This window comes from Marinobacter maroccanus (assembly GCF_002933275.1).
Taxonomy (GTDB): domain Bacteria; phylum Pseudomonadota; class Gammaproteobacteria; order Pseudomonadales; family Oleiphilaceae; genus Marinobacter; species Marinobacter maroccanus.
The window spans coordinates 49,897-73,174 of record NZ_PSSX01000006.1 but is presented as its reverse complement, the minus strand read 5'-3'; the positions used below and the strand labels follow the sequence as shown (position 1 = coordinate 73,174).

Here is a 23,278-nt window from a genome sequence, read left to right as displayed (position 1 = left end):
CTTATGGCGGCCCCACCTCGCAGGCCAGCACCAGTGCCCAGAACTCCGAAAAGTCATTGACCACCACATCCGGCTTGTCCGGGTGTTTGTGGGTGCCGGGGAAAATCTTGTTCAGCCAGGGCAGGTCCCACTGGGCCCCGTTGAAAAATACCGAGGTCAGGCCCGCGCGTTTTGCAGCAATCACATCCGTGGTGCTGTCGCCAACGTACCAGACGCTCGGGTCTGGCGGATAATCCAGCTTCTGAACCGCCAGCAGCAACTGATCGGGGTGCGGCTTTCGCAGAGGCGTGTCATCGCCGCAGACGTCGACATCAAAAAGGTGGGTCCAGCCGGTGTCTTCCACCGCCGCCAGTTCATGCTCGAAGAACTCGCGATCCCGGTTGGTAATCACGCCCACCTGGATGCCCATCCGCCGCAATCCATCCAGAACCTCCCGCACCTTCGGCTCAAAGGCCTTCACGGTACCGTAGTGTTTCCGGTAGTGGTGATTGAACGCCTGGTGGGCGATCTGTTTGGCCTCCTGGTCGTCGCCGAACAGCACCTCGAAAATGTCGGTCCGGGAGATCTTGCGGTCTGCCTTCACCTTCGGGTGCAGCTTCGCAAACTCCCGGACATAGGCCACCAGCTTCACATCTTCCGGGGTTTTGCTGTCTTCCGGCGCCACCATGCGGTCCATGAGCTGCAGCTTGTGGAAATCCGGCAGCATGTCGTCCACTGCGTGGTACATGGCGTCCAGCGTATCCACCAGAGTGGCGTGCCAGTCAAACAGGATGACCGCAGGGCGAATCAGCTTGACCACCGCCGGGTGCCAGTCCGGTTCAATCCTCGGTTCCGGGCGCTGAGGCGGCGGGAAGGGCCGTGGGCGAACTTCCGCGGGCGTTTGGGCAAAAGCTTCCGGCTGGCTTCGCTCGAGCAGAGCCAGCAGGTCCAACAGGTCTTCAAAGCTGTCCAGAATGGCTGCCGGGGCATCCCGGTGCGAGAACCAGCTGTCGATTCGGCCGGATTCCCAGCAGGCCCCGTTATAGAACACACCCGACACGCCGGCCTTGTTGGCAGTGAGCATGTCCACGTAGCTGTCACCCACATACCAGGCTTTTTCATCCGCTGGCAGATCAAGCTTTTCAAGCGCTTTGAGGATCACCTCCGGGTCGGGTTTGTACTCGGTTACGTCGTCGGCACACACCGTGGCATTAAACAGGTTCCGCCATCGGCCTTCGTCCACCGTCTGTAATTCCCGATCCAGAAACTCCCGGTTCCGGTTGGTGGATACCGCCAGCCGGATACCCATGGCTTTCAGGGCGGAGAGATACTCATAGGCGCCGGGCTGGAACGGCTTTACCTGCCCAAAATAGCGGCGATAGGCCTCGTTGTAGGCCTTGTGGGCGATCAGCTTGGCTTCTTTGTCATCCCCGAAGATGGCGTTGAAAATATCGGTCCTCGACACCCGGCGCTCCGCCAGAATGCGCGGATGCAGGCGCCGGAAGATACGGATATAACGCACCAGGCGGGCATCATCCGATGTTCGGCATTTATCCTCCGGCAGCAGCCGCTCCACCAGCCCCAGATCCTCCAGCTGCGGCAACATGTCTTCCATGGCACTGAACATGGCATCGTGGGTGTCTACCAGGGTGCCGTGCCAGTCGAAAATCAGCACTGACGGCGCTGAAATGGAATCACAGAATCGGGCCATGCCCCGCCTCCATCAGAAGTTTCCTGAAGCCGGCCTTGAAATCCGCCGCCGGGCCGGCAAAACTCGGCGGTAATGACAAGAAAGATAAACCCGGTTTCCAATGCATGCACGCATCGAGTCTGATCCATGCCAGTATCGAGCTACCTGCTGCCCTACGATTTTTCTCCCCTGACCCTGCTCAGTTATATGCTGGTGCTCGGTTTTTATGGTGTTGCGCTACTGAAGATGCCGGAGCAGGACCGGCCGGGATCGGGCCGTATCATCACTTTCACGCTCGGGGTCATGCTCTGCTATGGGGTGATGCAAACTCGCTTCGACTACTACTCCCAGTACATGTTTTTCGTCCATCGGGGGCAGCACCTGATCCTTCACCATCTGGGGCCGATCCTGATTGCGCTATCTAACCCTCTGCCGGTGATGCGATTCTGGTACCAGAAGATCTCACCGTCTGTACGCTACTGGCTGCAGCCGCTGGGCTGGATTTACCGGCTGCTGCAGCAGCCGGTTATCGCTTCGGTGCTGTTCGTGGGGCTGATCTATTTCTGGCTCTGGCCGCCCATCCATTTTGACGCCATGCTCAGCCGGCAGCTCTACTGGATCATGAACTGGAGCATGCTGCTGGATGGCCTGCTGTTCTGGTGGCTGATCTTTGATCCCCGCTCCCCGGCCATCACCAGTGCCCTGGGCTATGGCAAACGTATCCTCCTGCTAGCGCTGGTGGCGATTCCCCAGATGATTCTCGGGGCGTGGATCGTGTTTTCCAGGGGCATGGTTTATGACGTGTACGAGGTCTGCGGCCGGGCATGGCCCATGCCCCCGGAAACCGACCAGTTGCTGGGCGGTCTGCTGACCTGGATTCCCCCGGCCATGATGAGCATCATTGGTATTCTGATCGTGCTTCGCCGGGCCATGCATGAAGATGGTAAATTCCCGAAAAGCCGCTCTCTGGCTGGAGGAAACGCATGAACAGAACGCTGCCACTATGGCCTGTTCTCGTTGCCCTGATGCTCGCCGGCTGCACCGGAAAGAATGAAAGCTGGCATGGTAAAGACATCTCGGGCCTGATGCCCGAGCTGGAATTCCAGCTTCAGGGTACCAACGGCCAACCAGTCACAGCAGCTGATTCCAAGGGCAACATCCGTCTGCTGTATTTCGGTTTCACCTCCTGCCCGGATGTCTGCCCGACCACGCTGACTGATCTGCGCCGCTCGGTTCACCAACTTCCCGAACAGTATCGGGACGATTTCACCACCCTGTTCGTAAGCGTTGACCCGCGCAGGGATACCCCGGAACGCCTGGCCAGTTACGTGAATTTCTTCGGCGATCGAGTCGTTGGCCTGACTGCAGAAGAACCCGCGCTTCGAGAACTCGCCAAACGCTACCGGACCACCTTCGGTTACGACGAGCCCGACGCCAGCGGCAACTACAACGTCTCCCACAGCAGCGCCGTTTACGTTTTCGATCGCGACGGCAACGCCCGGCTGCTCCTGCGGCCCGGACTGTCGCCAGAACAGATCAGTGAAGATCTGACCCAGCTGGCACAGGGATCACGCTCCTGATACCCATACCTGTCGCCGCTTCGGGCGCTGATCCCGCCATGCGGCGCAGACGTAGAAAGCCCTACATCCCGAATGGAAGACACTGGTGCCCCATAAGAAACTCAATCTCCCGGAGAAAACCTGCCCGGTCTGCCAGCGGCCATTCGCGTGGCGGAAAAAGTGGGCGAAAGACTGGGAAAATGTTCGCTACTGCAGCGAACGTTGCCGGCGCGAGAGGAACACACAGTCATGACCACCGTGGTCTGGTTCAAACGCGACCTACGTACCCGGGATCATGCACCCCTGGTGGCAGCGGCCAGCCAGGGCGAACCGGTCATACCGCTGTATGTTATCGAGGACGAGTACTGGCAACTGCCGGACACAAGCGGCCGTCAATGGGCGTTTATCAGGGACTCCCTGGACGATCTTGACCGGCAGTTGCGAAAGGCCGGCAGCCAGCTTCTGGTGATGAGAGGGTCGGTGATTGATGCGCTGAAGCAACTACAGGCCGGGCAAGACGTCAAACGCGTGTTCTGTCACCAGGAAACCGGTGGGCACTGGACCTTCGAGCGTGACAAGGCGGTGATTGGCTGGTGCTCGGAAAACCAGGTGGAATTCCGGGAGTGGAACCAGTTCGGTGTGGTTCGCCGCCTGAGCGACCGTGATGTCTGGGACAGAGCCTGGACAGAGCTGATGCGTCAGTCGTTGCTGGAGGCTCCAACAAGAATACCGGAAATGAAAGGAATCGAGGGCGATGCCAGTGGCTACCACAGCCGGGACTTCACACTGCCTGATAGCTGCCCGGACCGTCAGGCCGGAGGCAGAACCCGAGGCGAAAAACTACTCACCTCTTTCCTCGACCGCCGCTGCGTCGGCTACCAATACAACATTTCCAGCCCGAACACCGCGGTCAGGGCCTGCTCGCGCCTCAGCCCGCATATTGCCTACGGCACAGTCAGCCTGCGGGAGATTTACCAGGAGGCCAAGGCCACCGGCAATCACCGTAATACCCTGCCCCGGAAAAAGAAAAGCCTGACCAGTTTCCGTTCCCGGCTGCACTGGCACTGCCATTTCATCCAGAAACTGGAAGACGAGCCTGAACTGGAATTCCGGGCGATGCACCGGGAAATGGAGGCGCTAAAAACCGGGCCCAATGATACCGAACGCCTGCAGCGCTGGCAGGAAGGCCAGACCGGCTGGCCCCTGGTGGACGCCAGCATGCGTGCACTGACCCATTCGGGCTGGATCAACTTCCGGATGCGGGCCATGCTGATGGCAATTGCCAGCTATCAGCTATGGCTACACTGGCGCGATCCCGCCCTTCATCTTGCCCGGATGTTTACCGATTTCGAACCGGGCATTCACTACTCCCAGACCCAGATGCAATCCGGTCTGACCGGCATCAACGCCCTGCGCATCTACAACCCGGTGTTGCAAAGCCAGAAACTGGACCCCGAGGGCGAGTTCATCCGGCGCTGGATCCCAGAGTTGGCTGGCGTGCCGAGTGAAATGATTCACACCCCCTGGCTGATGACGCCGGCCCAGAAAGAACGCTACGGCGGCAACACCTACATCTCGCCGGTGTGTGATCATGAGCAGGCTGCCCGGGTTGCTCGCAAGGCAGTTGGCGACTTTCGCAAGCAGCATGTCAGCAAGACAGAAACAGACCGGGTGCTGCTACGACACGGCAGTCGCAAGGGCCCCGTTCAGAAACGCCCCCGCGTGCCATCGAAGCAGCAATCCGATCAACTGTCACTGTTCGACTAAACGGGCTGCCAGCATCAGTTGCGGTTCAGTTGCCTCTGATTTTCCAGCATCTGTTCCATCATCAGCTGCATCTGATTCATGCGGTTTTCCATCATTTCCAGGCGCTGCTCGTTGTCCATTCCCGGACCACCCGAACGGTTGCCCTGGGCATTGCCGGACTGCTTTTTACCCTGGCCTTGATTGTTCATCATGCCCTGGTTGTTCATCATTCCCTGGCCATTCCCCATCATTCCCTGACCATTGCCCATCATCCCGGGCCCCATCATGCCGCCACGCATCATCTGCATATGCTCCTGCATGTATTCCATGTGTTGCTCGCGCAGTCTCTGGCGTTCAGCGTTGGAGTTGGCGTTCCGCATTTCCTGCATCATGGCCTGCATGCGGGCCATGTTTTCATTCATCTGCTGCACTTGTTCCTGATTCATCATGCCGCCACCGGGCATTTGCCCCGAGTTGCCCTGAGCAAAAGCAATAGCCGGCAAGGCGACGAACACGGAACACGCAACGAAACGACCTAATCTGTTCATGAGATCCTCCTTATTGGCTGCAACAATGTGCATCACTGTCAGTAAAGACCATGAAACTGAATTGAGGCTGAAAAACAGACTCAGGAATGCGGTTAAGTCCACGCATGTTGATCTGTGTCATCCGAACACCCGGCGAACTTCCGGACCCGCCTCACAGAAGAAAGATGCCGAACTTTTTCGTGACAGCCGCCAGGGCGGCAAAGCAGGCAATTGTGACCATGGCGCCGATACCAAGGGACGGCCAGAAACCGAACCTGGTCATCAGGAACGGAAACATCAGGAACATAGGCAAGGTGGGCAGCACATACCAGAAGGTATACCAGGCGTGATTGCTGATTTTTTCCGCTGGCTGCTGCTCAACGTAAAGCCAGATCATCGCCAGCACGGTCACCATGGGCAAAGCTGCTATCAACGCCCCCAGTTTGTCACTGCGCTTGGCAACCTCAGAAATCAGGACCACCAGCGCAGCCGTTATCGCGTATTTGGTAATAAGCCATGCCATTTAATCTTCCTCGGGCCCGGGAACATTTATTTGTTTTAATTCCTGAAAATCCGCACCGGAATGGTATTCTCTATCCACAAACTATTCCAACGTCCTGTTGCGGGTTAACGCACGCGCAGAACCTTTGTTCAAAAGCTGGTTTTTATGATTACGGCCATCAACCGTAAAAAAGGGTTTCCGGTTATTGTCATGCTGATTGCGCTAATCGGCATGACATTCTCGGTCGTGGGAGAAACGTCATCCCATGGAGTACCGGAGGTGACTGAAGCCAACGCTCTGAACCAAGGCGATCACTCCCATGGTCATGATCATCACAGCCACGGCGTGCAAGATCAGCAAGACCGCCACTCTCATCATGACTCTGGCAATCACTCCCATGAGTCAGCAGACCGGTTGAAAATGCCGGTATTCTCCAACCTGACACCTTCACTCCGGCGCCCTGTTCCCTATGCCGGAGAGGATCCCCGCAGTTTTCGTTATCGGCTCGACCGCCCGCCGAAGCTCTACACGATTGTCTGAGCAATGCTGCCTTAGCAGCTGAACGAAAACCCATTCTACGGAGTTACTATGCTGTCAACTGTGCTTGGCAAACCTCGCCACTGGGCGCGGGTTGCTGCCGGCGGAAATCGTTTTTTCTGGATATTCCTGACACTGGGCCTGCTCGGCCTCAGCGCTGATGCGTTGGCCCATGCCGTCGCCCAGGGCGACAAGGGATACATTCAGGAGATTACCGGCATAAACCTGATTGCTTTTACCTATCTCGGTGCCAAACACATGGTCACCGGTTACGACCACCTGCTGTTTCTGCTGGGGGTCATTTTCTTCCTGTACCGCATGCAGCACATCGCGATCTACGTGAGCCTGTTTGCCCTGGGGCATTCCACCACGATGCTGCTGGGGGTGTACTTCAACGTCGGCATCAATAGCTACATCATCGATGCGATTATCGGCCTGTCGATCGTTTACAAGGCACTGGAAAACATCGGCGCGTATCAGCGCTGGTTTGGCTTTCAGCCCAACACCAAAGCCGCCACGCTCATCTTCGGTTTTTTCCACGGCTTTGGGCTATCTACCAAGATCCTTGAGTACGACATCTCTCCCGATGGGCTGATTCCGAACCTTCTCGCTTTCAATGTGGGCGTGGAAATCGGACAGCTCATTGCCCTGGCCATGATCCTGATTGCCATCAATTTCTGGCGCAAAACCGACGGCTTTTTCCGCCACGCCTACACCGCGAATGTGGCCATGATGAGTGCAGGCTTCCTGCTATTCGGCTACCAGCTTACCGGTTATTTCGTCGCCTGATTCTGGAGAACCTTTATGTACAACACCGACATACCTAATCGAGAAGAACTGCCAAGCACCGCGAAACTGATTCGATCAACCATTGTTGCGGCCATCGTAGCGCTGGTGCTGCTGGTTACCGTTGTGATGCCCGCGGAGTACGCGCTCGATCCGACCGGAGCCGGACGACTGCTGGGCTTGACCGAAATGGGTGAAATCAAGGAACAGCTCGCCGAGGAAGCCGCCGCCGACGCAGAGGCCGAGATGGTTGCCGTTCAATCGTCGACCGAACAAGGGCCTCAGGAAGTCGCGGAGCCTGTCATGGCCGAGCCTGCAGAGGAATCGGTCTCTGCGACCGAAGCAAAGGTCACGGCCGCGGAACCAGAGCCCGCACCTGAACCAGAAGCTGCCGAACCGCAATGGCAGGATGAAGTACGCGTGGTTCTGACGCCGGGCGAGGGAACCGAATTCAAACTCACTATGGAAGAAGGGGCTGTGGCCCGATTCTCCTGGGCGTCTGAGGGCGGCCCTATCAACTACGACACCCACGGCAACGGCAGCGGCCAATCCATCTCTTACGAGAAAGGACGAGGTGTTCCCGAAGATGAAGGAGAACTCGAAGCCGCCTTCACCGGCGACCACGGCTGGTTCTTCAGGAACCGTAACGACAACGACATTACGCTGGTGCTGCGTACTGGCGGGAATTATGGCCAGTTGAAGAAAGTGCTCTGACAATCTCTGTATATTGAGAGAGATGGTTGGTAGCCAGCTCTCTCGACGGATCCGGATTACCAGCCCACACGAAAGGCCTGACCTTTGTTCACAGTTTGGTTACCCGCAAGCGCAATGCATTCGCAATCACGCTGACCGAGGACAGCGACATGGCGGCTGCTGCGAAAATCGGGGACAGTAGTATGCCGAAGACCGGGTACAGAACACCCGCCGCAATGGGAACGCCTGCAGAGTTGTACACGAAGGCAAAAAACAGGTTCTGCCGGATATTGCGCATCGTCGCCAGAGACAACCTGCGAGCTTCCACAATTCCCATCAGATCGCCTCTCAACAAGGTGATACCCGCGCTTTCAATGGCCACATCGGTGCCGGTACCCATGGCCACACCAACATCAGCCGTTGCCAGAGCAGGCGCATCGTTAACGCCGTCACCCGCCATCACCACGACACGGCCTTCGTCTTTCAGGCGCTGAACAATTTTTCCCTTGTCTTCCGGCAGCACTTCCGCTTCCACTTCATCAATATGCAGTTTGCGAGCAACCGCTTCGGCGGATGTGCGGTTATCCCCTGTCAGCATGACAACCCTTATGCCGTCTTTCTGCAGGGCTGAAATGGCCGCTTCGGTCGTTTCCTTCACCGGGTCGGCAATAGCGAGCAAGCCGGCGATTTTTCCATCCACGGCCGCGAAAATAACCGTGGCCCCATCCTTTCGGAGCTCGTCGGCTTCAGATTCAAAACCCGAGGTATCGACACTTTCGGCTTCCATCAACAGCCGGTTGCCAATCAGTACCTGCTTCCCCTCGATCTTGCCGGCGACTCCTTTGCCATTCGGGGAATCGAAGCCCTCGGCATCCGGCAGTGTCAGCTCCATTTCACTGGCTTTATCGAGAATGGCATGGGCCAGCGGGTGCTCGCTGCCTTTCTCCAGGCCGCCAGCGAACCGCATCAGCTCTTCGTCGCTGACCCCCTTGACCGGGACCAGCTTTGTGACCTGAGGTTTGCCTTCGGTCAGTGTGCCGGTCTTGTCCACTACAACCGTATCCACCTTTTCCATGCGCTCGAGGGCCTCAGCATCGCGGATCAGAACACCGCTCTGAGCCCCCCGTCCCACACCGACCATAATCGACATGGGGGTTGCCAGCCCCAGCGCACAGGGACAGGCAATAATTAGCACGCTCACAGCAGCAATCAGGCCAAATGCCATGGGCGGTGTCGGCCCGAAGAAGGCCCAGGCAATAAAGGCGATAACAGCAATCACGATTACCGCCGGCACAAAGTAACCCGCCACTTTGTCCGCCAGACCCTGAATCGGTGCACGGCTACGCTGGGCGCTGGCCACCATCTGCACAATCTGGGACAACATGGTGTCCCGGCCAACCTTGTCGGCGCGCATGATAAAGCTGCCTTGCTGGTTGATGCTGCCGCCGATCACCTGGTCACCGGATTTCTTGCTGACCGCCAGAGGCTCACCGGTTACCATGGATTCATCCACATTGGAGCTACCTTCAAGCAACTCGCCGTCCAGCGGCACTTTATCCCCCGGGCGAACCCGCAGGCGGTCGCCAACCTTGACCTGATCCAGCGATACATCGGACTCGCTGCCGTCGTCGTCCAGCTTTCTGGCCGTCGCGGGTGCCAGATCCAGCAGAGCTTTTATGGCGCCAGATGTTTTCTCCCGGGCTCGCAATTCCAGAACCTGGCCCAGTAATACCAGGACCACGATGACCGCTGCCGCCTCAAAATACACTGCAACCGAGCCATCGTCCTGCCGGAAGGCGCCCGGGAATACCTGGGGTGCCAGTGTGGCTACCAGGCTGTAGATCAGGGCCACGCCGGTACCAATGGCAATCAGCGTGAACATGTTCAAATTTCGACTGACCACGGACTTCCAACCCCGGACGAAGAACGGCCAGCCGCACCAAAGCACCACGGGCGTTGCCAGCACTAACTGAATCCAGTTGGACATCTGTGGAGCCACAATGTGGTCGAGCCCGGTCAGGTGCCCGCCCATTTCCAGGAGAAACACCGGTAGGGTGAGAACCAGGCCGATCCAGAATCGGCGGGTCATGTCCGCAAGCTCTGCGGAGGGACCGTCGTCGAGACTCACCTGCTCGGGCTCCAGAGCCATACCACAAATGGGGCAGTCCCCTGGCCCTTGCTGGCGGATTTCCGGGTGCATGGGGCACGTATACATCGTGCCTGGCGCAACCGGCTCTTGCGGCTTATTTTCCTCACCGAGGTACTGCTGCTCAGGGTCCTCGTCGAATTTGGACTGGCAGCGCGAGGAGCAAAAGTACCAGGTTTTACCGCCATGCTGGCTGCGATGTTCCGCGGTATGCGGATCCACTGTCATGCCACAGACCGGATCCTTGACGGTGTGCGCGCCTGTCTCTTTATCGGTTTTATGATGCCGGTCATGGGAGTGATGATGCTCAACCATTGCGATCTCCGGTTTTGTCTGCTGGCCAGTCTGCAAATGCAAGGAAGTACAGCAAAACCAGGTTGGCGACAGGTACCAGTATCAGAATGCCCAGCCAGCCCGGATACCCTGCGCGCTGACAAATGCGCCAGGCCGGGATGACGACGACTATGGCAATCACCAGCATCCACAGCCAGTGGCCTGCCCACATGGTATTCCCGAACATGTTATCTCCCATCATGGCAATAGCCTCTCTTCCTGATTCCGGTTAATGGTGATGATGCGCATGACTCTCTTCCTGTTTGGCTTGCGCGGATTCCGGCGATCTTTTCAGGAAAATCTGCTCGGATACTGCAATCACGATCATGGTCACGACTGCCACGCCGATGACGAACGGGTCTGTATTCAGCTTTACCCAGACGAAGCCGCCCAGCGCCAAAAGATCCAACAAGATGGCTGCAGCTGGCACCCAGGTGTTGGCCTTGATGTCTTTGCGTAGATAGCGCAGTACACCCCAGTGAATGGCAATGTCCATAATCAGATAAAACACGATACCCAACGCAGCAATGCGTGACAGGTCAAAGAAGGCGGTCAGAATCAGACCCAGGACAACGGTATACACCAGTGTGTGTTTCTGAATGCTGCCGGGCATCCCGAAATGCCGATGAGGAACCAGTTTCATCTCCGTCAGCATGGCCAACATGCGGGACACAGCAAATACACTGGCCAGAATTCCTCCCGCCGTAGCCATCATGGCAATCGCAACAGTAAACCAGACGCCGTATTCGCCGAGAGCGGGGCGTGCAGCAGCGGCGAGAGAGTAATCCTGCGTTTCGATAATTTCAGCCAGCGATAGATTGCTGGCGACCGCAAATCCCACCAGCGTGTAGATCACCACACAGGCGGCAATGGAGATAACGATGGCACGGCCGACATTTCGCTTCGGGTCGATGACTTCCGAACCACTGTTGGTAATAGTCGTAAAGCCTTTGAACGCCAGAATGCCTAATGCAGTTGCGCCCAGGAAGTTGCCCAGCGCTCCAGCTTCACCAGTCTCCGAAAAATCAACCGAGATTGAGTCGGCAATCCAGACCCCGACCAGACCGAAAATCAGTATGCCGCCGATTTTCAGGATCCCTATTAAGGAAGCCACCCCTTGAATCATCCGATTGCCCAGCAGGTTGATCAGAAAGGCCGCCAGAATGAGCGCCACGCCGAGAATTGGCACCATGCGGCCACTGTCATCCCCGCCAAAAAGTTGCATGGTGTAAGTGCCAAAGGTCCGGGCCAGGAAGCTCTGAGCGATGACCATGGAAAAATACATCAACAGGGCGTTGAAAGCCGTTGGCAGCCGGTTTCCGTAGGCCTTGTGCAGGTACATGCCGATACCGCCGGCGGACGGGTAGGCATTGGAGATCTTGATGTAGGAATAGGCGCTGAAGCTCACAATCACCGCCGCAGCGAGAAAGGCCAGCGGGAATAGCACACCGGTCATCTGGGCCATTTGCCCGGTCAGCGCAAAAATACCGGCGCCAATCATGACGCCGGTGCCAAGCATTACCGTCCCGGGCAGCGTCAGACTGCCTTCCTGATAGTGTGTCGTCCTGTCCTCGGTCTCAGCCATTCAACCCCCGGTTATTTCCGTTTCATCGGCGGTATCTTTGAGCAGCAATGGGGCTCATGCCTCGCGTTCGCCCGGACGTTGTCGTCGGTAAACCGGTACCATGCCAGTTTTCGTCGAGTCCACCAGCCAGCCTTCAATCGGCCGCCATGGCTTGTGATCGATGCCAGCAGCTCGTCGACGGACCAGTGGCTACCATCATAGGCCAGCCACAGCTGGTTCGTATTTTTGAGCTCGGCAAAATCAACACAGGGGTGATGATTGAGGTCGTAAAGAAAGTCATCCCACTGGCTTTCTTCCAGGCCCTCAACAATCAGTTTCCTGCGCAAGAGAAACGGCGTCTGGATGGATGCTTTTCGTGTTGTGGTCATGGGGTCGCACCTCGCTTTCCGGTGGTTTCCCCATCTATCACAACACCCCAACCTGAATTGCGGCTGAAAACGGCTGGCCGTTTTCGATAGATTTGATGTGCATCAAATCAAAAATTGATAGCGGGCCAGGGAATCCCCCCTGACCCGAGATAGAAAAGATCAGAAGGCGATTCGCGCGCCAATCACGGCAAACCAGTCTTCCGTGCTTCCACCCCCGGCTTCTGCCAGATCCGCAGTGTCGCCGTACTTGCGCTCGTGTACCACGCCGACGTAGGGAGCGAAGGCACGGTCAATCAGGTCGTAACTCAACCTGAGACCGGTTTCCGTAGAACTCAGCCCTTTGCCCTGGCCGATCTCCCGGTCCTCACTGAATGCCACGGTGGCATCGAGCGCCGCCGAGAGAATCAGGCGATTGGTCAGCAGCAACTCATACTCGGCATCGAACTCGGCCGAGGTGTCACCCTCGTTACTGACATACAGGCTGGCATCCACCTCAAACCACTGCGGTGCCAGGCCGGTAAGCCCAAGAACAGCGTAGGTGCGGTCCGGACCTTCAGGAGTGTCGAATCGAACGCCTGCTTTGGCATCGAAGAACTTGGAAATGGGAGTCTGCGCCACCAACTGGTTTTCCAGACTCTCATATGCCTGCTCCTGGATTTCGTACTCGCCCTTGGTCAGCCAGCGAAATCTCAGTTCGTCGGTGCCGTAGAAAATATCGGCATTCCAGACCCCAAGCTCTTCATCAGCGTCGCTGTACCGATACTCAAACTCCTCGAACTGGACGCCCCAGGTTGTCAGGGCCTGCTTCCGGGCGGTGGTGTCCTCCATCATTTCCTGAGCGGTTACCGTGGTCGGCAACAGCAGTGAACTCAAGAGCCCCAGAGTCATGAATCGAACGCGGCTCATGCCTCACCTCCGTTGCCAGCGACAGCGTCGGTCTTGGCCTGCGTCGAGTCGGGACCACCCTCAACTATAACCTTCCGGAACATACCAGCGGCCGCGTGATAGGACAGGTGACAGTGGAAGGCCCACTGCCCGGGCTCGTCCACCTCGGTTTCCATATAGACCGTGGTGCCAGGCTGAACACTGATGGTGTGCTTGATGGGATTCCACTGATCAGCCCCCACATCCAGAATGGACCACATACCGTGCAGGTGCATGGGGTGGGTCATCATGGTTTCGTTCACAAACTTGAAGCGGACTCGCTCTCCATACTGAAGACGGATGGGATCGGCGTCCTCGTATTTCACGCCATTAATGCTCCAGGTATAGCGCTCCATGTTGCCGGTGAGCTTGAGCTCGATCTCGCGGGTCGGCTCGCGGTCTTCATACAGCGGATTCTGCGCCCTGAGGTCTGCGTAGGAGAGGAACTTACCGCCGTTGGCGGCCACAGGCACAATACCACTACCCTTGGCATAGAACGGATCACTGGCCCCACCTTCAGTCATCATCATGGCGCTGTGATCCATACCTGACATGCTTGAATGATCCATCTGGGCCATGCCGGAATGGTCCATGCTGGGCATATCACCAGAACTGCTCATATCCATGCTTCCATGGTCCATGCCGTGCATGCCGGCCATATCAGCCATGGTCAACCGTGCGGGCTCCCGCAATTCGGGGACCGCACCCTCCATGCCCTCTTCCGGAGCCAGTGTTGCCCTGGCAAACCCGGAACGGCCCATGGACTCGGCAAAGATGGTATACGCCTGCTCATCCCGGGGACGGACGATGACATCATAGGTTTCCGCAACGCCGATGCGGAATTCGTCCACATTAACGGGCTGAACATTGTTGCCGTCGGCCTGCACCACGGTCATGTTCAAACCGGGGATACGGATATCGAAGTAGGTCATTGCCGACGAGTTGATAAAGCGCAGCCGGATTCTCTCTCCGGGCTCAAAAATGCCCGTCCAGTTCTGATCCGGGCCCTTACCGTTGATCAAAGCCGTGAATCCCTGCAGATCCTCGACATCCGCCTTCATCATTCGCATGCCACCCCAGGCCATACGATCCTTCAGGGTATTCATGAAACCGTGCTCGGAGGCATCGGAGAAAAACTCACCCACGGTCTGCTGCTGACGGTTGTAGTAGTCAGGCATCATCTTCAGGTTGCGCATGATGCGGTCACCGGAGTGGGGATGTTTGTCGGTCAACTGAACCACGTACTCGCGGTCGTAGCGGAACGGCTCACGCCCCTCGGGTTCGATAACAATGGCACCGTAAGCACCGTCCGGCTCCTGAAAACCGGAGTGACTGTGAAACCAATAGGTGCCCGCCTGCTGTATAGGGAAACGGTAGGTAAAGGTTTCTCCCGGCTGGATCCCCGGAAAACTGATACCGGGCACGCCATCCTGCTGATACGGCAGAATGAGTCCATGCCAATGGATGGAGGTCATTTCATCAAGATTGTTGGTGACATTAATCGTCACCTCTTCGCCCTGCTTGAAACGCAGAACCGGCCCCGGGGATTCCCCATTATAGCCAATGCCCTCTTTGACAAAATCGCCGGTATCAATCTGGACCCGATCCACTGTCAGGTTGTATTCACCGGCCAGGACGAACGCCGGCATCAGCAGGGCCGCAAGGCCTGCCAGAAAGGATTTCTTCATGGTTGACTACTCTCGACTACGTGGTTGTCTGGAAGGATCAGTTGAAGTTCACGTCCCCGTACATACCGGCCTGGTAATGCCCCGGAACATTGCAGGCAAATTCGATGTTGCCTTGCTCGGAGAACTTCCAGACGATCTCTTTACTCTTGCCCGGCTCGAGAAGAACACTGTTGGGATCATCGTGTTTCATGGAGTGGCCGTCGCCCATATCCATTTCCATCATGTCGTGATTGAGCGTGCCTCCCTGAATAACACCATGTTCAACCATCATCATCATTTCTTCCTGATGGGCTTCATGCATGTCGGGAGTGCCGATATTGAATTCGTGAACCAGGTTGCCCTTGTTAACGACGACAAAACGAACTGTTTCACCCGGATTGACCTCGATAGATTCAGGCTCGTAATAGTTATCGTGCATTTCGACGTTGATGGTTCGGCTGACTTCGGAGGCCTTGCCGGGCTCCCCGCTGCCACCCCCGTGTCCACCACTATGGGCACCGGCTGCAAAAACCGTTGCTGACATGGTCATGGCTGCGGCGGCAACCAGAAATGCGGATGCGTTCATCTTATTTACTCCTGTGGAATAATGAGGATCAAATTACCCATGGCTTGCTTCGAAACTTGAGCAATATCCAGAAACGATGAATACCATCGCGCACCAACCTGAATCCTTTCTGAAAATGACCAATTATTTAGTGTTCAGGCTGGGTTCAGGTAAAAGCGCGACACTGGCACGCTCTGCAATACCTGTAGGAAGGGGACACACATGCGTTTACTGCTCGTCGAAGATGACCGACTGCTTGCGGACGGGCTAACCAACCAACTGGAAAAGGCCGGGTTCAGCGTGGATACCACCTTCACCGCCAAAGAGGCGTCAGCGCTGGCCGATCAGGAAGAATATCGCGCCGTGGTTCTGGACCTCGGGCTGCCGGACGGCAATGGTCTGGACGTGCTTCGGAAATGGCGAACGCGCAGCATCAGCTTTCCGGTGCTGATTCTGACCGCCCGCGGCGACTGGCAGGACAAAGTGAACGGTCTGAAGGCCGGGGCCGACGATTACCTGGCCAAACCGTTCCAGACCGAAGAGCTGATTGCGCGGCTGAATGCCATCATTCGCCGGAGCGATGGGCGCGTGCACTCTCTGGTGAAGGCAGGCAATTTCGAACTGGACGAGAATCGCCAAAGCCTGAAACTGGCCGATGGCACGGAACACAGCCTCACCGGAACCGAATTCCGCTTGTTGCGTTGCCTGATGAGCCGGCCAGGGCATGTTTTCTCGAAAGAACAGCTTATGGAGCAGCTTTACAGCCTGAACGACAACCCCAGCGAAAACGTCATTGAGGCCTACATTCGCAGACTCCGGAAGCTTGTAGGCACGAACACCATCTCGACACGACGTGGCCAGGGGTACCTGTTTAATGATCTGGTTTAAAAAACCGGTATCGGTCAAGGGAACCCTGCTGGCACTGCTACTGCCGGCTGGCATTCTCCTGATGGCCCTCGCATGGCTGGTGCACGGGCTGCTTCTTGACCGGATGTCCCGCCAATTTGTAGAGAGCCGGCTCAAAGACGAAGTCGCTTTTCTGGAACACCAGATTCGCGATTCCAGTGGTCGGCTGGACACCCTGCAGACCGGTGATTATTTCCAGGAAGTTTTTCACCACGCATTCGCTATCCATTCCGACACCCGGACCATTATCTCCCCCGAGAATTGGGCACCGTTATTGATGCCACTGGTGGAGTCCGGCGAGGAAGGTACACTTCGCGTCAGTGGCGCCGAAATTTCGGAGGCGCCCTCAGATATCCTTGCCTACCGAAAGTCTTTTCATGTGGACGGCAAACCCATCGTGGTGATCGTTTCCGAGGACCTTGGTGCCTTGAGCCGCAGCCAGGCTGAGCTTCACGCCTGGACAGCCGTTGTTTCCCTGCTGCTGATCCTGCTGCTGGTTGGCGTACTCTGGCTGGGCATCAACCTGTCCATGCGCCCCGTGGTGAGTCTCAAGGCCGCACTAAAGCGGCTGCAGGACGGCGAGATATCGCGGATTGATGTCAGGGCCCCCGAGGAGTTCCAACCTCTGGTACTGCAACTCAACCAGTTACTCGACTCATTGGACCAGCGGCTGGAGCGTTCCCGGGATGCGCTGGCGAATCTCTCCCACAGTGTTAAAACGCCCATCGCTGCCGTTCGCCAGATTTTGGAAGATACTGACCGCCCCCTCCCCAACGCTCTCAGACAACAAATGGCCGGCCGGCTCGACGATATCGACAGACAGCTTGAAGCAGAAATGCGACGCAGCCGCTTCGCCGGTCCGCAGGTTGGCAAAAGCGCCTACCCTCTGAAGCAGGCCCGGGATCTTCTCTGGATGCTAGGCCGGCTGTATCCGGCAAAGTCCTATGAAATGTCGACCGCACTGACCGAAGAACGGCGCTGGCCCATCGAAGAGCACGACCTGAACGAGGTGTTGGGCAACCTTCTGGACAACGCCGGCAAGTGGTCTGCCAGATTCGTTGAACTTGGCCTGGAAGAGGATGGGCAAGGATTTACCATCACCGTTGAGGACGATGGCCCCGGAATTCCTCCCGAGGCGCTGGAAACCCTTGGCACCCGCGGTCTGCGTCTGGACGAACAAACTCCCGGGCACGGCCTGGGGCTGGCCATCGTGCGGGAGATTACAGCACGCTATGGTGGTACCCTGAATTTCAGCTCCGGCTCGACCGGAGGATTCAAGGCAACGGTCCATTTTCCGGGTACGACCGGGGGGAAAAGGCAGTGAAAATCGGTGAACTTGCAAAGACAACGGCCATTCCTGCTGAAACCATCCGCTACTACGAAAAAATCGGTTTGCTACCCGAACCGGACAGGGACAACAGTGGCTACCGTTCTTACCGCAATGCTCATCTGGACCGCCTCCTCTTTATCAAACGCTGTCGCAATCTGGACATGGCCCAGGACGAGATCCGCGAGCTGATCCGACTGGCCGAGCAACCGGAAGCGGATTGCAGCGAAGTCGATGCCCTGCTGGCGCGCCATCTGAATCACGTGCGGGAACGGCTGAAGGAGCTGGCGAGCCTTGAAGAAACTCTCGAGCAGCTTCAGGAAGCCTGTACCGATGGGCGCACTGTGCGCGAATGCGGCATTCTTGGCGGGCTTAGCACGGAGCTTGAGACTCCAGAGTCCGAGGACCGCCACAACCACGTTCCCGGCACTCATGGGCCGGGCCAGAACTGACGAATCTCAAAAATTTTCTGCGGCAACTGTTGACCCTGTAGCTGCTACAGGGTTTTCAATAAGACTATCTGAACCAAGGAGGTCTTTATGGCGTGCAGTTGCTCCGCCCCCGAACCAAAATCCCCTGCCCCGGGCTTTCGCAAAGCGTTATGGATTGCCTTGTGGGTGAACCTGGCCATGTTCGTAGTGGAAGGCATCGCCAGCCTGTCATCCGGCTCGGTCTCTCTGATGGCGGATGCCATCGACTTCTTCGGCGACAGCGCCAACTACATTCTATCCCTCACAGTACTCTCCATGGGTATGCTCTGGCGCGGACGCGCTGCCATGGTCAAAGGCATTACTATGACGGTGTTCGGCCTGGTCGTCTGGGCCCGGGCAGTCTGGGTGGTGCAGGCAGGCATTACACCAGAGCCGCTGACCATGGGAGCGGTTGGTCTGCTGGCACTTGCCGCCAACGTGAGCGTGGCCGCAATACTATTCAAATTCCGTGAAGGCGATTCCGACATGCGCTCGGTCTGGCTGTGCAGCCGGAACGATGCCATCAGCAACATCGCCGTTATGGTAGCTGCCCTCGGTGTGTTCGGAACCGGAACTGCCTGGCCCGACCTGATCGTTGCCGCGATCATGGGGACACTGGCAATAACAGCCGGCATCAGTGTGGTGCGCCATGCCCGCAGCGATATCGCAGAAGCCAGGACCAGCGAAGCGCAGCCGGCGGCAACACCGTCAAGCAGCCGCTAGAAAGCCAGTGAGATCATCACCGGGATAAACGCCAGGGCAAACAGCGTGGTAAGCAATACGGTACCCGCTGCCTGCCTTGGCGAGGTATCCAACAGGGTGGCAATGACCACAGTATTCGCGGCAATCGGCGTGATCGAAATCAGGAACATGGCCTTGTGCACGGCCGGTTCATAAATGCCCAGAACCGCTGAATCAAGCCACCAGAACACGATCGCCACCAATGGCCAGATAACGAACTTCCCGAAAAACGCCAGTGCGGTAAAACGGACATTGCCCGCCAGGCCGCGAAAGCTGGTGATGCTCATGCCGATGATCATCATGCCCAGAATGCTGTAGGCACCGCGCAGGTTCTCGAACAGCGGCACAAAGATATCGGGAATACCAACACCCGCCAGATTCAGGAAGACTGCCGCCAGGAAGGCGTATACCGACGGGAGCTTCAGCACCCGCCAGAGCGCATCCTTGATGCTATAGCGCCCTCTCACCGCCAGATAGAAGCCCACGGAGTTCTCGAACAGCGTGGTGCCCAGCATGCACACAATATAAAGCCCAAGCCCTTCTTCCCCGAAAAGCAACAATGCCACCGGCACACCGAAGTACCCGGTGTTACCGGAACCCACACACAGGGGAATGATGTTGGCACTGCCGTCGGAGAGAACCCGCCTTGCCAGCTTTAATTGCACAATTCCCAGAACAGAAGAGATTCCGAATACCAGAAATGGCAGCAGGATGACTTCCGGAGAAAGCGGCGCTGCCATAACTCCGGAAAACACCACTGACGGTGTGACGACATAGAGCATGATACCGGCGATATGACGACCACTGGCCTCAAGATAACGACCGGCTACCCAACCCAGGGCGACCGTCACATAGAGCGGTATAAGTTTGAAGAAAAGGGCAAAGGCTGCGGCCATCGGGACTCCGTGGGGAAAGGGGGAAACTTCCAGCAACAGGTGCCGGAGTCTACCACTGAACGTTCGTCAGATCGCGATATCGACTCAGTGAAAAAGCCTTAATGATTTAAGTCATTTCAAAAGATGTTTCTCTGATACCATAATTGACCTGACACTCGTAACAGGGTCAACGCAATGAACAGCATCTTCAGGCCAGACGTTTCCTCCGCCCCGTGCATGTTGGGAGAAAACAACCCCGAGATTATCCAGCAGGATGCCGCACCGGAGTCAGCTGCCCTGCTGCATGGCCTCAGCCGGGTCTTCGGTATTCGCCTGGCAGGGCACGAGAATGATCCGGACGCACGGTTTCTGGCAGACCTCGCCCGCCTGTTTCACCTCTGCAGGGTTGACTCCGAAACCGCTCTGGAAAAGCACGACACACCCTGGGCAAACGTTTATCTGGTTCAGTACGGCATCCTTCGGCTGTTCCGGGAAGCACCCAGCGGCAAGGTGTCCGTCCACCACTTCTTTTCCGAAGGCGATATGATCTGGCCGGTTTTTGGCCGTAGCCGAACCGTACGAAACACCCTTTGCCTGACTTCAGTAACGCCGGTGACGGCCTGGGTGGCTGACTTCGCGGCCTTCCGTTCCGCAATCCAGTCCCACGGTGAAGGGCTCTGGCCCCGGTTCGCCCTGGCCTTGACCGAGGAAATTGCCGAGCTGACCAGCATGAGGGAGTTCCGCAAGCACACCATGCCGGCAAGAGAACGCTACAAGTTATTGCTGGAGGAATACCCGGAACTGGTTAAACGGGTGCCGGATAATCAACTGGCATCATGGCTCGGTGTTGTGCCGGCGACCTTCTCTCGCCTCAAAACCGCAACTGCGAAGAGCCGGCCCTGAAACCAACCGGATACCGCATAAAAAAGGGCAGCAAGCTCTCGCCTGCTGCCCTGGAAAACGCTCAACGCTTTGCTAAAACTTCAGGTTCAACCGTGCAGTTTTACTGCCAGCTCGGCAACGTGCTTACCCTGGAAACGGGCAATAGCCAACTCTTTCTCGCTGGGCTGCCGTGAGCCGTCTCCACCTGCGATGGTTGACGCTCCGTAGGGAGTCCCACCATTCACTTCCGAGATATCGAAGAACTCCGGGATGCCGTAGCCCAGGGGCACAATGACCATGCCGTGGTGGGCCAGTGTGGTCCAGAATGAGCTGATGGTATGCTCCTGCCCGCCACCGGTGCCTGTGGAGGTAAACACACTGGCCACCTTGCCGTGAAGCTTGCCTTCGGCCCACAAACCGCCTGTCTGATCCAGGAAGTTGCGCATCTGCCCGGCCATGTTGCCGAACCGGGTGGGCGTACCGAAGATGATGGCGTCGTACTCTGCCAACTCTTTCGGATCGGCTACCGGAGCTTCCTGGTCCGCCTTGCCGCCGGCACCCAGAAACGCCTGATCGGCCATGGTTTCCGGTACGCGTTTGATCGTGACGTCTACACCGCTAACCTCTTTGGCGCCTTCGGCGATGGTGTTTGCCATTGTTTCGATATGGCCATACATCGAATAGTAGAGCACAAGTACTTTTGCCATCGGGAGAACCTCCTCTGTCTGTGATCGGATATACGCATGCTAACCAGTGGCAGACTCGAGAGAAATCGGAAGTTTTCCGACAGGTCGTTCAGTTTTTCTGAACAGGGTCACAGGATGTTCACGATCAGCCATTGCGTACAGGTGTACGCTGAAGTATTTTATGGCCATGACTTATACGGAAGACCGCTCAGTGACAGCAACCCCATCCCTCGCAAAGAATAACCATCACCGCATTGAAGAGTGGCTGAACAGCGCCACTCACGGGCTCGGCGCGATATTGAGCGTGATTGGCACGGCCGCATTGATCGTGGGTGCCAGTCAATTCGGAGATGCCTGGAAGATTGTCAGTTTCAGTATTTTCGGCGCGTCCCTGATTCTTCTCTATCTGGCTTCTGCCCTGTACCACGGTGCCCAACGGCCAGAACTGAAAAGGGCGTTCAAAACCCTTGATCATTGCGCCATTTTTCTGCTGATCGCCGGCACCTACACGCCGTTTCTGCTCGTGAACATGCGTGGCACGGTGGGCTGGACACTGTTTGCGGTGATCTGGTCACTGGCGATCACCGGCGTGGTTCTGAAGGTTATTTTTAAAAACCGCTTCAAGCTCGCGAGGGTTGGCATCTACGTGGCCATGGGCTGGCTGATCACGTTCGCCTCATCCGATCTGGTGGCCAACCTGAGTGAAACAGCCCTGAACCTGACGATTGCCGGCGGCATTGTGTACACCGCCGGTGTCGCCTTCTATCTGGCCGACCGCATACCTTACATGCATGCGATCTGGCACCTGTTCGTAATCGGCGGCAGCGCCTGCCACTTCAGTGCCATCTATTTTGGCGTCCTACCCCACACGGCGTGATCAGAACGCCCAAACCATCGCCATCAGCACGCCCCATGCCAGCAAAGACGCCGACATAACGGTGTAGGTGGCGGACATAACCACCACATCATTATCGCTTCGCTCGCAGAATGAGCGAACGCCCTGGTACACCAGCGCACAGGACAGGAACAAGGCGGCAAACACCGCCACAACGCTGACTGCCAGAACAGGCACCAGCAGTGCCAGTGATGACAGCCAGAGCGGTAGCGGCGCAATTGCAGCCAGCAAATAGGCATCCTGATAACTGATTTTCAGTTGATGACTGCCCATGACGGCATGGATCAGCCAGCCCATCACGAAGAACGTGAGTAACTCTGCCAGGAAAAGGATCGTGGTGATGAACCGCCACTCCTTGCCTCCGAATCCCTGCATGAAGGCGTCTCCGTAATGCGTGCCGGCATAGTAGAGCAGCACCGGCGGCAGAAACGACATCGGCACTACCACCACCCACGCCAGGAACGGAATAGACAGCTCAAGGCGCCGCAACTCCGACCAGGCGCCATTGCCGGAAAATGGTAGACGGGCAAGTTGTGTAATATTCATGATGCACCTTTAAAATGTTTCCCGCGTTATTTTTACTGATAGTTTCGGGAGTCCTGAGGGTCAAGAATGCGGCATGACCTAGAGCAACTCACGCCCGCCCGGGTGGAAATGATTGGCTACCTCCACTGCGCTGACAACCGGCTTGCCTACCCCCTTCGGATTATCACCATCATATATTTCTGATTTAAAACACTTTTTAGACACCGAAACAGCCCTCAAAGAGCGTATAAAAACCGGCCGCTCACCCCGCAGCCTTGTCCTTGAGCAATATCAAGAATTAGTCCCCCTCCTGCTTTGCACAATGGCACAAAGCCCTGAAGCCCCTGAGCGGAGTCAAAGGGTC

At 57.0% G+C, this 23,278-nt stretch carries 26 protein-coding genes; 13 read left to right on the top strand and 13 right to left on the bottom strand.

Annotated features, from left to right (window positions below):
* Nucleotide 1: 1 nt before the first annotated feature.
* Nucleotides 2–1,690, bottom strand: coding sequence for an HAD family hydrolase (locus tag KEHDKFFH_RS09075; protein ID WP_104321627.1), 1,689 nt, complete (start codon nt 1,688–1,690; stop codon nt 2–4).
* Between the two features lie 126 nt (nt 1,691–1,816).
* On the opposite strand from KEHDKFFH_RS09075, the gene KEHDKFFH_RS09070 reads away from it, so the two are divergent.
* From KEHDKFFH_RS09070 to KEHDKFFH_RS09055, 4 genes are all read left to right on the top strand, one after another.
* On the top strand, nt 1,817–2,656 hold the full coding sequence (locus KEHDKFFH_RS09070; protein ID WP_104321626.1) for a cytochrome c oxidase assembly protein: 840 nt from the start codon (nt 1,817–1,819) through the stop codon (nt 2,654–2,656).
* Nucleotides 2,653–3,249, top strand: a complete 597-nt coding sequence (locus tag KEHDKFFH_RS09065; RefSeq protein WP_104321625.1) for an SCO family protein — start codon at nt 2,653–2,655, stop codon at nt 3,247–3,249. The genes KEHDKFFH_RS09070 and KEHDKFFH_RS09065 overlap by 4 nt, the downstream gene beginning before the upstream one ends.
* Nucleotides 3,250–3,334: 85 nt before the next feature.
* Complete coding sequence (locus tag KEHDKFFH_RS09060; RefSeq protein WP_104321624.1) at nt 3,335–3,481, top strand: DUF2256 domain-containing protein; 147 nt, start codon at nt 3,335–3,337, stop codon at nt 3,479–3,481.
* On the top strand, nt 3,478–4,995 hold the full coding sequence (locus tag KEHDKFFH_RS09055) for an FAD-binding domain-containing protein (RefSeq protein ID WP_104321623.1): 1,518 nt from the start codon (nt 3,478–3,480) through the stop codon (nt 4,993–4,995). Before KEHDKFFH_RS09060 ends, KEHDKFFH_RS09055 begins: the two co-directional genes overlap by 4 nt.
* Before the next feature lie 14 nt (nt 4,996–5,009).
* On the opposite strand, the gene KEHDKFFH_RS09050 is transcribed toward KEHDKFFH_RS09055, so the two are convergent.
* On the bottom strand, nt 5,010–5,522 hold the full coding sequence (locus KEHDKFFH_RS09050) for a hypothetical protein (RefSeq protein WP_241956471.1): 513 nt from the start codon (nt 5,520–5,522) through the stop codon (nt 5,010–5,012).
* Between the two features lie 151 nt (nt 5,523–5,673).
* Nucleotides 5,674–6,024 carry a DUF3147 family protein gene (locus KEHDKFFH_RS09045; RefSeq protein ID WP_104321622.1) on the bottom strand — a complete coding sequence of 117 codons (351 nt, stop codon included), beginning with the start codon at nt 6,022–6,024 and terminating at the stop codon, nt 5,674–5,676.
* Nucleotides 6,025–6,168: 144 nt separating this feature from the next.
* Here KEHDKFFH_RS09045 and KEHDKFFH_RS09040 point away from each other — a divergent pair, with 144 nt between their 5' ends.
* The 3 genes from KEHDKFFH_RS09040 to KEHDKFFH_RS09030 are packed head-to-tail and all read left to right on the top strand — an operon-like array spanning nt 6,169 to nt 8,040.
* The gene (locus KEHDKFFH_RS09040) at nt 6,169–6,543 is read left to right on the top strand and encodes a hypothetical protein (protein ID WP_104321621.1); all 375 of its coding nucleotides are present in this window, start codon (nt 6,169–6,171) and stop codon (nt 6,541–6,543) included.
* A gap of 48 nt (nt 6,544–6,591) precedes the next feature.
* Nucleotides 6,592–7,329: a HupE/UreJ family protein gene (locus KEHDKFFH_RS09035; RefSeq protein ID WP_192875766.1), complete on the top strand. Its 738-nt coding sequence runs from the start codon at nt 6,592–6,594 to the stop codon at nt 7,327–7,329.
* 15 nt (nt 7,330–7,344) lie between these two features.
* Nucleotides 7,345–8,040 (top strand): hypothetical protein, encoded by a 696-nt coding sequence (locus tag KEHDKFFH_RS09030; RefSeq protein ID WP_104321620.1) that lies wholly within the window; start codon nt 7,345–7,347, stop codon nt 8,038–8,040.
* Between the two features lie 88 nt (nt 8,041–8,128).
* Here KEHDKFFH_RS09030 and KEHDKFFH_RS09025 read toward each other — a convergent pair whose 3' ends face one another.
* The 7 genes from KEHDKFFH_RS09025 to KEHDKFFH_RS08995 form a co-directional block, all read right to left on the bottom strand.
* Nucleotides 8,129–10,480, bottom strand: coding sequence for a heavy metal translocating P-type ATPase (locus KEHDKFFH_RS09025; RefSeq protein ID WP_104321619.1), 2,352 nt, complete (start codon nt 10,478–10,480; stop codon nt 8,129–8,131).
* Nucleotides 10,473–10,700 (bottom strand): hypothetical protein, encoded by a 228-nt coding sequence (locus tag KEHDKFFH_RS09020; protein WP_104321618.1) that lies wholly within the window; start codon nt 10,698–10,700, stop codon nt 10,473–10,475. The genes KEHDKFFH_RS09025 and KEHDKFFH_RS09020 overlap by 8 nt, the downstream gene beginning before the upstream one ends.
* A 27-nt stretch (nt 10,701–10,727) precedes the next feature.
* Complete coding sequence (locus tag KEHDKFFH_RS09015; protein ID WP_104321617.1) at nt 10,728–12,083, bottom strand: APC family permease; 1,356 nt, start codon at nt 12,081–12,083, stop codon at nt 10,728–10,730.
* 11 nt (nt 12,084–12,094) lie between these two features.
* Nucleotides 12,095–12,451 (bottom strand): hypothetical protein, encoded by a 357-nt coding sequence (locus KEHDKFFH_RS09010; protein ID WP_104321616.1) that lies wholly within the window; start codon nt 12,449–12,451, stop codon nt 12,095–12,097.
* Nucleotides 12,452–12,610: 159 nt separating this feature from the next.
* The gene (locus KEHDKFFH_RS09005; RefSeq protein ID WP_104321615.1) at nt 12,611–13,357 is read right to left on the bottom strand and encodes a copper resistance protein B; all 747 of its coding nucleotides are present in this window, start codon (nt 13,355–13,357) and stop codon (nt 12,611–12,613) included.
* The gene (locus KEHDKFFH_RS09000; RefSeq protein ID WP_104321614.1) at nt 13,354–15,063 is read right to left on the bottom strand and encodes a copper resistance system multicopper oxidase; all 1,710 of its coding nucleotides are present in this window, start codon (nt 15,061–15,063) and stop codon (nt 13,354–13,356) included. Before KEHDKFFH_RS09000 ends, KEHDKFFH_RS09005 begins: the two co-directional genes overlap by 4 nt.
* Nucleotides 15,064–15,100: 37 nt before the next feature.
* Complete coding sequence (locus KEHDKFFH_RS08995; protein WP_064227592.1) at nt 15,101–15,628, bottom strand: cupredoxin domain-containing protein; 528 nt, start codon at nt 15,626–15,628, stop codon at nt 15,101–15,103.
* Between the two features lie 201 nt (nt 15,629–15,829).
* Between KEHDKFFH_RS08995 and KEHDKFFH_RS08990 the strand changes: the two genes are divergently transcribed.
* The 4 genes from KEHDKFFH_RS08990 to KEHDKFFH_RS08975 all read left to right on the top strand — a co-directional run bounded on the left by KEHDKFFH_RS08990 (nt 15,830) and on the right by KEHDKFFH_RS08975 (nt 19,033).
* Complete coding sequence (locus tag KEHDKFFH_RS08990; protein WP_104321613.1) at nt 15,830–16,495, top strand: response regulator transcription factor; 666 nt, start codon at nt 15,830–15,832, stop codon at nt 16,493–16,495.
* Nucleotides 16,482–17,837: an ATP-binding protein gene (locus KEHDKFFH_RS08985; protein WP_104321612.1), complete on the top strand. Its 1,356-nt coding sequence runs from the start codon at nt 16,482–16,484 to the stop codon at nt 17,835–17,837. The genes KEHDKFFH_RS08990 and KEHDKFFH_RS08985 overlap by 14 nt, the downstream gene beginning before the upstream one ends.
* Nucleotides 17,834–18,292, top strand: a complete 459-nt coding sequence (gene cadR, locus KEHDKFFH_RS08980) for a Cd(II)/Pb(II)-responsive transcriptional regulator (protein WP_104321611.1) — start codon at nt 17,834–17,836, stop codon at nt 18,290–18,292. Before KEHDKFFH_RS08985 ends, cadR begins: the two co-directional genes overlap by 4 nt.
* Before the next feature lie 87 nt (nt 18,293–18,379).
* On the top strand, nt 18,380–19,033 hold the full coding sequence (locus KEHDKFFH_RS08975) for a cation efflux transmembrane domain-containing protein (RefSeq protein WP_104321610.1): 654 nt from the start codon (nt 18,380–18,382) through the stop codon (nt 19,031–19,033).
* Here the strand turns inward: KEHDKFFH_RS08975 and KEHDKFFH_RS08970 are convergent.
* Nucleotides 19,030–19,947 carry an AEC family transporter gene (locus KEHDKFFH_RS08970; RefSeq protein ID WP_104321609.1) on the bottom strand — a complete coding sequence of 306 codons (918 nt, stop codon included), beginning with the start codon at nt 19,945–19,947 and terminating at the stop codon, nt 19,030–19,032. The genes KEHDKFFH_RS08975 and KEHDKFFH_RS08970 overlap by 4 nt on opposite strands.
* Nucleotides 19,948–20,121: 174 nt before the next feature.
* On the opposite strand from KEHDKFFH_RS08970, the gene KEHDKFFH_RS08965 reads away from it, so the two are divergent.
* Nucleotides 20,122–20,829 carry a Crp/Fnr family transcriptional regulator gene (locus KEHDKFFH_RS08965; protein ID WP_104321608.1) on the top strand — a complete coding sequence of 236 codons (708 nt, stop codon included), beginning with the start codon at nt 20,122–20,124 and terminating at the stop codon, nt 20,827–20,829.
* A gap of 86 nt (nt 20,830–20,915) precedes the next feature.
* Here KEHDKFFH_RS08965 and wrbA read toward each other — a convergent pair whose 3' ends face one another.
* A complete protein-coding gene (wrbA, locus tag KEHDKFFH_RS08960) occupies nt 20,916–21,515 on the bottom strand; it encodes an NAD(P)H:quinone oxidoreductase (protein ID WP_104321607.1) in 600 nt (199 codons plus the stop codon).
* Between the two features lie 166 nt (nt 21,516–21,681).
* On the opposite strand from wrbA, the gene trhA reads away from it, so the two are divergent.
* Nucleotides 21,682–22,371 carry a PAQR family membrane homeostasis protein TrhA gene (gene trhA, locus KEHDKFFH_RS08955; RefSeq protein ID WP_104321736.1) on the top strand — a complete coding sequence of 230 codons (690 nt, stop codon included), beginning with the start codon at nt 21,682–21,684 and terminating at the stop codon, nt 22,369–22,371.
* Here trhA and KEHDKFFH_RS08950 read toward each other — a convergent pair whose 3' ends face one another.
* Nucleotides 22,372–22,935: a Yip1 family protein gene (locus KEHDKFFH_RS08950; RefSeq protein ID WP_104321606.1), complete on the bottom strand. Its 564-nt coding sequence runs from the start codon at nt 22,933–22,935 to the stop codon at nt 22,372–22,374.
* Between the last annotated feature and the right edge of the window lie 343 nt (nt 22,936–23,278).